Below are 11,953 nucleotides of genomic sequence, written 5' to 3'. Positions count from 1 at the left end.
CCTGTTGGTGGTTCATAGGGGGTGGCGTTAGGCAGTGCTGTGGGAATCAACCCGCTCCGGGAGGCCCGGCCAGTAGCTGGTACATCCAGATGGCGAAACCGTAGGCGCCGACCAGGGCAACGGTGAGTATCGGGAACAGGAAAACCACGATGAAGGCGAACATTCGCCACTCCCGACGTTTTTCCTGCGAGTTGTCTGGTTCGGATGGGTGCGTGTCGACTGACATGGCGACTCCGTGTCTCGATCTCGTTATTCAAGGCTGACTATCGAAAGGGTAGTACATATTCCGGAGCGTGCATTGATACAGGTCAACCACTGGATTTCCGACGATGATTTAGAAGAATTGGCAATATCGAATTGACGTTTTTATGAGCAAATACGGGAAAAAGTAGAGGCTTCGTTTGTTTGTCCGGGCAATTGGCGCCGAGGGTCGTGAAAGTTGTTTTCATAAAAATAAATAGTTATTGATATTTTATTTCACGATTGTTATGTTCATCACATTGCCGGGCACTGGATGGGTCCAGTGCCCGGCGGCTCCGGGACGGAGCGCAGGTGGCGTTGCTGGGGAAGGACATCCAGGAGGTGATACTCCGCCAAACATAAAAAATGCATGACACACGCCAATAGGGGATACACAACCATGCCAACCGTGTTCAATAAAAAGCTGCTCAGCCTGGTGGTCTGCAGTGCCGCCGTGGCGACTACCCAACCCGCCGTGGCGCAGGGGGACGAGGCGCTACTGGAGGAAATCGTGGTGCGCGGAATGCGCTCCAGTATCGAAACCTCCCAGGACATCAAGCGCAATGCGGATACCTTCAAGGACGTCATTACGGCGTCGGACATTGGCGCGCTCCCGGATCGTAGCGTGACCGAAGCGCTGCAGCGGGTGCCGGGGGTTACCATTGAACGTTTTGCCTCCTCCGATGATCCCAAGCACTACGCTGACGAAGGCACGGGCGTGCTGGTGCGGGGCCTGGATCGGGTGCGCAGTGAAATCAATGGCCGTGACGCCTTCAGTGCCAACCCCTGGGGCGGCTTGAGCTATGAGGACTTCCCGGCGGAGCTGCTGGGGTCCGTGGAGGTGGTCAAGAACCAGACCGCCGATCTGATTTCCGGCGGCATTGCTGGCACGGTCAACCTGATCACCCGCAAACCCTTTGATTCTGAAGGACGGCTCGTCTCCCTGAATGCGAAGGGCCACTATGGCGACTACCGGGAGGAGGTGACGCCGTCCTTCTCGGCCCTGTTCTCCGACAACTGGGAAACCAGTGCGGGTCGGTTCGGCTTTCTGATCGCCGGCTCCCAGTCTGAATACCAGACCCGCGGCGATGGCGTTGGCCTGGGGAATTACCACAGCCGTGGTGTGTTGGACACCTTCTCCTATGACGAGTGGGGCACCGCTACTCCCGGGGTGATTGAAGGCCAGTATTCCAACCCCTGTATTCCGGGCGCCTCTGATTGGCGTGCCTGTGATGCCCTGGGTTTTGAAGACACCGTCCAATACGATGCCGAAGATGCCGCCGCCTTTGTGCCGCCCTACGAGGGCGAGGCGCTGGAAGGTCAGCCCGACGGGGTCACCTGGTATGCGCCAGCCAACTACCACATCAGCACCGCGGAAAATGACCGTGAGCGCACGGGCTTTACCACCTCATTGCAGTGGGCCAATACCGAAGAAACCATCGTGGCTACACTGGAACACATCAACTCCAAAGCCTCTCTGGAGTGGCGCGAGCGAGTGATTGCGTCGGGGGACCGCGGCTTCCTGCCGTACGTGCCCAATACCATTCAGTGGTTTGATGAGCGCGATGAGGGCCGGCCGCTGACCGTCAATAACCAGACCGATTACGATGGGGATGGCTTTCTGACCTCGGGCGTAGGCCGTGCCAACCATCCGGAAATGCCGTTGCAATTCCGCTCGCGCTACAACTACAACGAAAATACGGTGGAAGACACCTCGCTCAATGTGCAGTTGAACCCCTCTGATCGCATGACCCTGTCGCTGGACTATCAGCGGGTGGAGTCGACGCAGGTAGTCCACAACTACAACCTGACCTCACGCATCAACGGCAACCAGACCTTTGAGCATGCGCCTTTCTTTATGGATTTGCGGGGCGATACCCCAACCTTTGAGTATCTGAACTCGAACACCTCCAACCCGCCGGAAGTTGATGGGCCAGTGGATGGTACCTACACCAACCCGATACTGCGGCTGAGCAATGGCATGCAGCAGGAAGTGGACGCTAGCGCCGAATCGGATAGCTTCCAGGTGGATTTCCAGTACGATTTCGACGGCGCTTTCACCTCCATTCAGGCGGGTGCCTACTACTCGGAAAAAGACCTGGCCATTGCCGATACCGAGTATGAGGGTTGGCAGGCGCTGGGTACGCCCTGGTCCGCTGAAGGCTCCTACAACGCTTCGCCGCAAGTGGCGCCGGAGCTGTTTGAGCGGGTCAGCTTTGCCGATCAGTACGACGGAAAAGTCGTGCAGGGGCCGAACAACAGCTTCCTGTTTCCCCGAATGGATCTGTCCGAAAATTATATTCAGACCCTGCGCGACGGTTGTGGCTCCTGGAGTGCCCTGGGTAACGCCATGGACGGCAGCGGCGAGTGTGCCCTACCCTATGAAGACCTGGACGATCGTCTGTACAGCCACTTCGCGCCGCGTCATATCAGCTCGACCAACGAAGAGCGTAGTGAATTCTATGTTCGCGGGAACTTCGAGTTTGACGACTGGGCGGTTCCTCTGACCGGTAATGTCGGTCTGCGTTATGTGAACTATCAACTGGCGTCTACGGGCAATGTGACTCTGCCGCCCACCGCTCGGCGCGGTACCAGTGAAGATGAATCACTGTATCAGGTGATGAGAGACGACTATCCGGAAATCTTCGCACTCGCCTCCGGTGACTCCATGCTCAGTACCGTTCAGGGCACCGATTACGACACCGTTCTGCCCAGCCTGAACCTGAGCTTCGGCCTCACCGAAGATGTGGTATTGCGCTTTGGTGCCTCCAAGGGGCTGTATTACCCGACCTTGACCGATGCCCGTAACAGCATGGTGGTGAGTCTGGATTACACCGAGGTATTGCAGGATCCGAACGAGGGTAAAGACGAGGAAACCAACCCGGTAGTCGATCTGACGGATATCGAGATCAGCGCCAATGCGCGCAATCCCTACCTGGAACCGGAAGAGTCCATCAACCTGGACTTGAGTGCCGAGTGGTACTTTGCCCCGGTGGGCTCTCTGACGGTTGGTCTGTTCCACAAGGAACTGGACAACATCATCCGCAACCGCCAGTTTGATACTGAGGTTGAGCACGCGGGTTATACCTATCCGGTGTCTGCGGACGGTCCGGCCAACACCGGGTCCGGTACGATCCGCGGGGTCGAATTTTCATACTCCCAGTTCTACGATATGTTGCCGGGAGCCTGGAGCGGCCTGGGTATGCAGTTGAACTTCACCTATATCGATCAGGATGGCCTGGAAGACCCCAACAGCAATCCATCCGAGGGAATACGCTATAGTGGTGATGGCACACCGATTACCGACAACCGAAACTCCTTCCGTCGGTTCACCGGTCTGCCGCTGGTGGGCTACTCGGATCAGAATGCCAATATCGTCGGTATGTATGAGTACGAGGATATCCGGTTCCGCCTGGCCTACACCTGGCGCTCGGAGTATCTGTTGACGATGCGGGAATCCGAGGAGTTCGTACCGACGTACGCCAAAGCGCAAGGCATGATGGATGCCAGCCTGTACTATGACATCAACGATATCTGGAGTGTCGGTCTGGAAGCCAGCAACCTGCTGGATGAAGAGACCAAAACCCAGTATCAGCTGAACCAGGCCGGTGACCGAACTGACGCGTTGAGCTTCACCACCGACCGCCGATACGCACTGAGCGTGCGCGCGGTATTCTGACCGGTGACTGACTGGAGGTAACAGGGAAGGCGCGTCGCCGCTGTGCGGCGCGCCTTTTTCGTGCTTATGCAGAACAGCCTGAATTCACTGTGTATCGTGGGCGGTGGCACGGCCGGCTGGATGGCCGCCAGCGTGCTATCGTCGGCGCTTCAGGGCAGCGGTATCAAGATCACCGTGATCGAATCGCCGGATATTGCCAGCGTGGGCGTCGGCGAATCCACCGTGCCCTCCATCCTGGATTTTCTCCGGGCCTGCCGGATCGACCTGAACGCCTTTATCAAAGCCACATCGGCCAGCTTCAAACTGGGGATCCGTTTTGATGACTGGCGGGAAGTCGGCGAGCACTACTTTCACCCCTTTGGCCGTGTCGGGCAGGATATCAATGGCTTCGAGTTCTATCAGGCCTGGCTGAAAACGCTTAGTGAAGGTCAGGCAACCCGCTGGCTGGACCAGTCACCCGGTGCCATCATGGCGGAACACTCGCGCTTCATGTTGCGCCCACCGAGATCGAACGATTGGGCACTTCGAAACTACAGCTACGCCCTGCATCTGGACGCGGTTCTGGTTGCCCGCTACCTGCGTGACCTGTGCCTTGCGCGAGGTGTGGCCAGAATTGAAGCCACCGTCAACGACGTTGCCGTTGATGACAGGCAGTTCATTCGCTCCGTGAGTCTGGATAGCGGTGCCAGAGTAACCAGCGATTTTTACATCGACTGCACCGGATTTCGGGGCCGGTTGATCGACCGGGCATTGAATGTGGGTTATCGGGACTGGTCGGATTACTTGCCCTGTGACCGGGCGGTGGTGGTGCAAACCCGGAACACCGAAGACCCGGTGCCCTATACCCAGGCGACCGCGCGGGCCGCGGGCTGGAGCTGGCGGATTCCCTTGCAGCATCGCACCGGGAATGGCTATGTATTCTCCAGCCGTTACTGCTCCGACGAGCAGGCAATACAGACGTTGCTGACGACGGTGAACGGCGAGGCACTGAACGAGCCGAGAGTGATTCCCTTTGTGACCGGGCGGCGCGAGAAAATCTGGCACCACAACTGCCTGGCGCTGGGGCTGGCCTCCGGTTTTCTGGAGCCTCTGGAGTCCACAGCCATTCACCTGGTGTACAAAACCCTGATCCATTTTATCCGTCATTTTCCGGATCGGGATTTCGATCCCGGTATCGAACAGGCGTTCAACCGCAAGATCAATACCGACTATCACGAAATCCGCGATTTCATTATTCTGCATTACTGTACCGCGGATCGACGGGATACCCCTTTCTGGCAGAATTGCCAGAATCTTCCGGTGCCGGACTCTCTGTGGGAAAAAATCCGTCGGTTTCGAGAGCGCGGCGAACTGGAATCGAACAGCGGAGATTTCTTCAGCAGGGACAGTTGGTGTTCCATCTTTGAAGGCATGAACATCCGGCCCAGAAAATACCACCCGTTGATGGACGCCTTTGACTGTCAGCGTCTGGCGGCGCAGTTGCGGCAACAGGCGGACCATATCCGCACTACCGTAATGAAGATGCCCAGTCATGGCGATTATATTCGGCAGCACTGCGGCGTTGAGAGCCGGGTCCGGACCTCGGGGGAGGTTTCCTGAGATGGCGGGCTATCGGAAAATTCCGGAGTTTAATGATCTCTCCGCCGGCCAGTTTTTTGAGCAAATCGCGCCCGAACAGAAACCGGTGGTGATCCGGGGTTTCGCTCGGCACTGGCCGCTGGTGACGGCCGCCCAGCAGTCCCCCGAGGACTGGGTGCGGTATCTGCTGCAGTTCTACCAGGGGCAAAAGGCCCGAATTCTCCTGGCCCCACCCGAGGCCAACAAACGCTTTTACTACAACGGCGATATGACCGGCGTGAACTATCTGGCCGGTGACGAGCGCGTGGACCTGTTTCTGGGACGGTTACTGGAACTGATGGACCGGTCGGTCTATCCCGCCATCTCTTTGCAGAATGGCGCGCCGGAAAATCTGTTACCCGGTCTGGTGGAGGATAATCCAACGCCGTTTTTCCCGGATGTGACACCAAGGCTCTGGGTCGGTAACGAGGGTATCGTCAGCGCCCACTACGACGGTGCGGACAATATGGCCTGCGTGGTCGCCGGCCGCCGACGCTTTGTGCTCTTTCCTCCGGCGCAGACCGGCAATCTCTACCCCGGCCCGCTCAACTTCACCCCGGCCGGAGCGCCCACTTCCCTGGTGGACCTGAACAACCCGGATTTTGAGCGCTACCCCCGCTTTGAAACCGCCCTGGCCAACGCCTATTCGGCGGAATTGGGGTCGGGCGATGCGATCTTTATTCCCATGCTCTGGTGGCACCATGTGGAGTCACTGGAAAAGGTGAATGCCCTGATGAATTATTGGTGGAACGGGTCTTCCGCGAAAGCGGCCACACCTCCGAGCCCGATCGACAGCCTGAATATTGCGCTGCTGGCCATGCGAGACCTGTCCCAAGAGCAGCGCAATGCCTGGCGTCATCTGTTTGATCACTATCTGTTCAAGCAGGGCGTTGATCCGGCCTCCTACATTCCCGAACATCAGCAGCATGTGTTGGGACCGATTTCGCCCGATTATGCCCGAGCGATCAAGGATCACTTTGTCGAAAAGTTGAAGCGGTAAGGTGCACCGAATCGGATGAGAGAATCATTGGTGGAATGACCAGAATGACCACAACAGGAAAGCCCGAAAAAATTCTGATCGTCGGCGGAGGCACGGCGGGCTGGATGGCCGCCTGCCTGCTGAATTCACGCTGGCCGGATATCGAGGTGTGCGTACTCGAGTCCCGCGATATTGGTGTTGTGGGTGTTGGGGAAGGCTCCACGCCGCACCTGAAGGTATTCTTCGACGCCGTCGGTATCGAGGAATCCGAGTGGATGCCCAAGTGCAACGCGACCTATAAAAACGGTATCTCGTTTCACGGCTGGTCCTCGATTCCGGGGTTTGAATCCTACTTTCATCCGTTTCCCGCGCAGACCGATGACCTGCTGACCGTGCCCCTGTTTTTGCGTAACGTTCAGGCCCGTCTGCGCGGTGACTATGCCCATGCGCATCCGGATTCCTATTTTCTGGAAACCTACCTTGCCCAGAATAACCTGGGCCCCCTGGCCGACGAATGTTTTCCATTCGGCGCCGCCTATGGCTATCACTTTGATTCAAAGCTTTTGGGGCAATTTCTGTCAGAAAAAGCGGTTGCGCGAGGGGTAAAGCGCATTATCGGTACGGTGACGGAAGTGTTGCTGAGCACCGATGGGGCAATTTCTTCCGTCAGGCTTGCGGGCAATGACACCCTGGAGGCGGATTTCTTTGTCGACTGTTCCGGCTTCCGATCGCTGTTGATGCAAGGTGCCCTGAAAACGCGGTTTTTGGGTTTTGAAGACAACCTGTTCAATGATGCGGCGGTGGTGCTGCCCAGTGAGACCTCAACCACCATTCCGCCGGAAACCCGATCGACGGCATTGTCTAATGGCTGGGCATGGAAGATTCCGTTAACCAATCGGTATGGAAACGGCTATGTGTACAGCTCCAGTCATATCGACGCGGATCGGGCAGAAACAGAGTTGCGACAGAACCTGGGGCTGCTCGAGAGCGATACTCCGGCGAGGCATCTGAACATGAAAGTCGGCCGGGTGGCCTCTCACTGGACCAAAAACTGTCTGGCAGTCGGGCTGTCTCAGGGTTTTATCGAACCGCTCGAAGCGACCGCCATTGCGCTATCCTTCGAGACTGTCCGGCGATTCATGTTGCACTTTGAGCGGGGCGGTTTCACCAACCAGGGTGCGGATGATTTCAATCGCGAGATCAATACCAAATTTGAAGGCATTCGGGATTACATCGTCTGTCATTACAAAGTCAATCAGCGCCGGGATACGGCCTACTGGCGGGACAATGCGGAGAACACCAAACTATCGGAGCATCTGAGTCGGATTCTGTATCTGTGGCAACACAGTGAGAACTTCGCGCAGGAAATGCAGGCCAATCACCTCGGTGGCAGCTACCAGCCCAAGTCCTGGGCCTGCCTTCTGGCTGGCTATGGGGTGTTTCCCCCGCTGCGCTCTTCCACCGGCAGCCCAACGGCTGAGGCATCGCAGGAGCAGGATCAGTTGGCGGACTTCATTCGCCGCTGCGCTCTGAACTTTCGTCCCCATAACGAGCTGCTGGCGCCTGCTGTCGCCGAACAATCGGTGGTTTAACAGTCCAGGTTATCGCCCGGGGTTACCCCCAGAATCCGGGTATAGGTCCGGTAACGCTCGATGCGGCTCTGGACCTGTTCTGGGCGGCCGCCGTCACATTCCAGGCTGCCATTGATGGTGCGAATGGTTTCTCCAAAGCCTTGGCCGTCCACCATGGCCCGGTGGGCGGTCATGGTGCCCGGGCCCAGCCGGGTCAGCCAATACCAGAGCGCCGATTGCCATGCGATGGCGGACTCCTGCGCGACCCGCTCCGGCTCGGCCCAGAGGTCGATACCCATCGCGAGCCCCGCGGCGCAGTAGTTGCCGTTCCAGCTCAGTTGAATGGGACCGCGACCGAAGTAGCGTTTACCTGGGGCGCAGACACCACACAGGGTATCGGTGTTGGAGCAGTAATCGTCTTTGTGAATTTCCTCGATGTAGACCAGATCGCCGGTTTCGTGAGCGAAGTTGGCCAGTGCGGCGGCCAACTCCCGTAGGCGCGTCTCCCGATCGCCCACGCCGGCGAAAGCGGGAAACTGCCGACTGGCAGCCAGCAGGCCGTCGTAGTCGTAGAACGGATTGCGTTCGGGAAACAGGCTGTTGAACTGCTCGCGGGATAATAGTTCGGCGACGGGCGTCTGATTAGCCGCAGGTCGGTGTTTCTGATGAAGGCGGGGAGCCAGCTCAAACATTTCGATGGCCCCGCGTTGCTGCAGGGTGACAAAGGCGCGGGGTCGCTGGCGCAGGTCCAGGGCAATGTTGGTTGGATACCGCCCTTTCAAAGAAATTTCTTCAATCAGCTCACCGTGGGGTGACAGAACTGCAACGGTACCCGCACCATAGCGGGCGATATACAGGTTGCCTTCCGGGTCCGTGGCCATACCGTCCAGACCGTAGTCATCGAACTGATAGAACAGACGCTTGTCACTCAGCTCTCCCGTGGCCGATACCCGATAGACCCACACCCGCCGCTGGACACTTTCATTCACGTACAGTCGACGTTCATCCGGGCTCAGCTCTATGCCGTTGGTCGTGCCCATTCCGGTTTCCAGCAACGTAAACTCGCCACCCGGGTCCATGCGCCAGAGCTGGCCGCTGTTGTTGGCCCAGTCAGGATCGGTGGCAAAGATAGCGCCCCAACGGGTGAGGGCGATGTCGTTGGGCTGGTGCATGCGCGGTTCATGATAAGTGGCAATGATGTCGCTGGTGCGCGGGTTCAGTCGAATCAGGTTGTGCCCGGTGTAATCCGCCGCCCAGAGTTGGCCTGCGGTATCAAAGCGAAGACTGTTGGCGATGCTGCCCTCGGGTAGATCCACCCAGCGCTCGCCCTGATTCTGTTCCCTCACTCTACCGATACTGCCCTGGCGTTCGAAGTTGACGGCGTAGAGTGAACCCTCCGGTCCGACGACCGGACCCTCTATGCCGGTGGGAAAGCTGTCGTCGGGCATCCAGTCGACGGTGGCCGGTGGCTCCGGAATCGCATCAAGCAGCATTTCGATGACGTAGGCGGCGGCCACCACGATTTCATGCTCTATACCCTGGGCGCGACGCAAGCTGTCCCGCGCCGATGCACGAACCGATGGCGACAACGCGGTATGTTCCCGCCACAGGGGCAGCAGTGTGAGGCCCCACTCGGTGACGGTTACGACTCGCTCTGCTTGCCGGTATACTTCTGACGTGGCGCCAGTGGCATCGAGCCTGGAGATCAACGCTTGAGCGCTTTGTTGCCAGCGGGTCAGACGGGATTCAATGGAGCTGGCTAAAACGTCGTTACCGGGGTTTGCCAGTAGCTGTTCAATGTCTTGTTTCAGTGAACGTGCCGCCAGACTCTCGGCGGGAAGACCGTCCACAAACCGGTCCAGCGGATCGCGTCGGGAGTAGCTTTCCCGCTGGGACTTTTCATGGTGTCGATGATAGTACTGGGCCGGTTCCAAGGCTTCGATGAGTACTTCTGCGTCGGCCACAGAGTCTGAACCCACCAGTCGCTCGAACGACTGTCGGGCTTGCGCTTTGTGTTTCAGCGCCACGGATTTGGCGGCCCACTCCGAGATCAGCGGCAGCCGGCGATACAATGATGTTTCATCCCGCCTTTGAGCGGGAGACCATAGCCGCTCGGCAACCACGAAAGCGCGAGGCCACAGGCGAAGGTCGATGCTCTGCTCGTCGATCAATTCAGCCCAGAGGGCAATTTCGCCACCAAGAATGTTAGTTTTGTCACTGTCGGATAATACGGGTTTGGTCAGAGGCTCTGGGGACTGTTCGACGCGCTGGCCAGAGACCGCATAAGCGGCGTTGCCTACCACCATATCGCCATCGAGCGCATCACCCCGGGATTCCAGCCGAGCGCGCACCGGGCCCATCCAGGTGTCGACATCGAATCGGATTCGATCGCCGTCAAGGATCAGGTTGTGCAGTGTTTGCCGGGATTTCCCGGTGAAGTCGATATAGCCACGGCGTTGGTTACCCGACCCTTGAATGACGGTGACATACCCGGTTATCGCGGAGCCGCGTTTGCGTGGCATTTCAAACGCCCAGCTCTGGCGGGTTTCCGACTCACTGGGTTGAGTCTCTATTGACAGGGGCTCGGGTTCAAAGCGGACCCGGTAGTGATAGCCGGCGGCTTGAGGCTGGTCCAGATAAAATCCGGTGGACAGTACCGCGGGATGCCCCGCTTGGGCCGCCTGCCCCAGCGAGTCAACACCCCGCCAGGATTGCACGGCGGTATGCTGAGGCAGATCCGGATGCAGCACTTCATCCCAGCCCATCATTTTGCGATCCAGTCGGGTCAGAATGTTGGACAGTCGTTGATTGAAATGGGCGTGCAGCGCCTCGGCATTCTCCAGACCTTCATTGTCCATAAAGGCACGAATGTCCGGGTTGTTCAACCAGTGCTCGGGATCGACCTCATCGCCGCCGACGTGGATATAATCGAACGGAAACAGCTCGGCCACTTCGCGCAGAATGGTTTTGGCAAATTCGTACACCGCCTCGTTGGCGGGATTGAGCAGTGGCTTGTGCACGCCCCAGCGGTCCTCGGGCTGATACGGACCGGGAGCGGACATAAGTTCCGGATAGGCGACCGCGATCGCGCTGCTGTGCCCGGGCATATCGATTTCGGGCATGACCTGAATGCCGCGCTCGGCGGCATAGGCGACGATTTCCTGTACTTGTTCTCGGGTGTAATACTGTCCGTTGGAGGCCTCCTGGTGAAGCTTGGGGTAAGCGCGGGACTCCAGTCGCCAGCCCTGGTCGTCGGTCAGGTGCCAGTGAAAAATATTGAGCTTGGCGGCGGCCATGCCGTCGAGCTGACGCTTGATGGTCTCCACCGAAAAGAAATGCCGCACCGAGTCCAGCATCAGCCCGCGCCAACCAAACCGGGGTTGATCATCGATGCACATGGCCGGCAGGCGGTCCGGGTTGTCGGCCAATAATTGCAGCAGGGTTTCCAGCCCGTGTTGCACACCCAGATGGGTGGTGGCATGCAGATGAATGCCGCTGTCCATGATGTGCAGTTGATAGCCTTCCAGGTTCGGGTCCAGTTGCTCGGAGGAGCGCAGACGATGGGCCGGCTGATCGATATGAATCATCAGCGCAGTGCCGTTTTCCCCCGAGCTTTCCAGCGTTCGGCCGGTCTGCTGCTTCAGGCGCTGGGCGAAACGTTTGAGCGTGCCTTCGGGTAGCGACCCGATCGCGCCCATCAGACGAAGCGTCAGGCGCGGCGTCAGGGAAAGCGCACCGTCGGCGTACTCCACGGAGGCCGGATAGGGCATAAGGGGCAGCTCGTCCGGTTCGGCGCCGAGAGATAGCGGGCTTAGGCAGAGTAAGGCCGTCAGAGCGATGGAGTATTTATTATTCTTGAACATAGCG

General features: G+C 58.3%; 6 protein-coding genes. 4 read left to right on the top strand and 2 right to left on the bottom strand.

The window, feature by feature from the left end:
* Positions 1-46 precede the first annotated feature (46 nt).
* Positions 47-226, bottom strand: a complete 180-nt coding sequence (gene napE / locus EDC38_RS11525) for a periplasmic nitrate reductase, NapE protein (protein WP_123638629.1) — start codon at positions 224-226, stop codon at positions 47-49.
* A gap of 414 nt (positions 227-640) precedes the next feature.
* Between napE and EDC38_RS11520 the strand changes: the two genes are divergently transcribed.
* Genes EDC38_RS11520 through EDC38_RS11505 form a run of 4 tightly spaced genes read left to right on the top strand, consistent with a single transcriptional unit; the run spans position 641 to position 8,107 of the window.
* On the top strand, positions 641-3,919 hold the full coding sequence (locus tag EDC38_RS11520; RefSeq protein ID WP_246004396.1) for a TonB-dependent receptor: 3,279 nt from the start codon (positions 641-643) through the stop codon (positions 3,917-3,919).
* A gap of 42 nt (positions 3,920-3,961) precedes the next feature.
* Positions 3,962-5,518 carry a tryptophan halogenase family protein gene (locus EDC38_RS11515; RefSeq protein WP_246004395.1) on the top strand — a complete coding sequence of 519 codons (1,557 nt, stop codon included), beginning with the start codon at positions 3,962-3,964 and terminating at the stop codon, positions 5,516-5,518.
* 1 nt (position 5,519) lies between these two features.
* Positions 5,520-6,536, top strand: coding sequence for a cupin-like domain-containing protein (locus tag EDC38_RS11510; protein WP_123638627.1), 1,017 nt, complete (start codon positions 5,520-5,522; stop codon positions 6,534-6,536).
* A 44-nt stretch (positions 6,537-6,580) separates the two neighbouring features.
* Positions 6,581-8,107 (top strand): tryptophan halogenase family protein, encoded by a 1,527-nt coding sequence (locus tag EDC38_RS11505; RefSeq protein WP_123638626.1) that lies wholly within the window; start codon positions 6,581-6,583, stop codon positions 8,105-8,107.
* On the opposite strand, the gene EDC38_RS16545 is transcribed toward EDC38_RS11505, so the two are convergent.
* Entirely contained in the window at positions 8,104-11,949 is a 3,846-nt protein-coding gene (locus tag EDC38_RS16545; RefSeq protein ID WP_170162904.1) for a family 20 glycosylhydrolase, read from the bottom strand. The genes EDC38_RS11505 and EDC38_RS16545 overlap by 4 nt on opposite strands.
* Positions 11,950-11,953: the final 4 nt, after the last annotated feature.

The sequence above is a fragment of the Marinimicrobium koreense genome, assembly GCF_003762925.1.
GTDB classification, from domain to species: Bacteria; Pseudomonadota; Gammaproteobacteria; order Pseudomonadales; family Cellvibrionaceae; genus Marinimicrobium; species Marinimicrobium koreense.
Note: the sequence above shows the minus strand (reverse complement) of the source record. Positions and strands in the feature narration are given on the sequence as shown.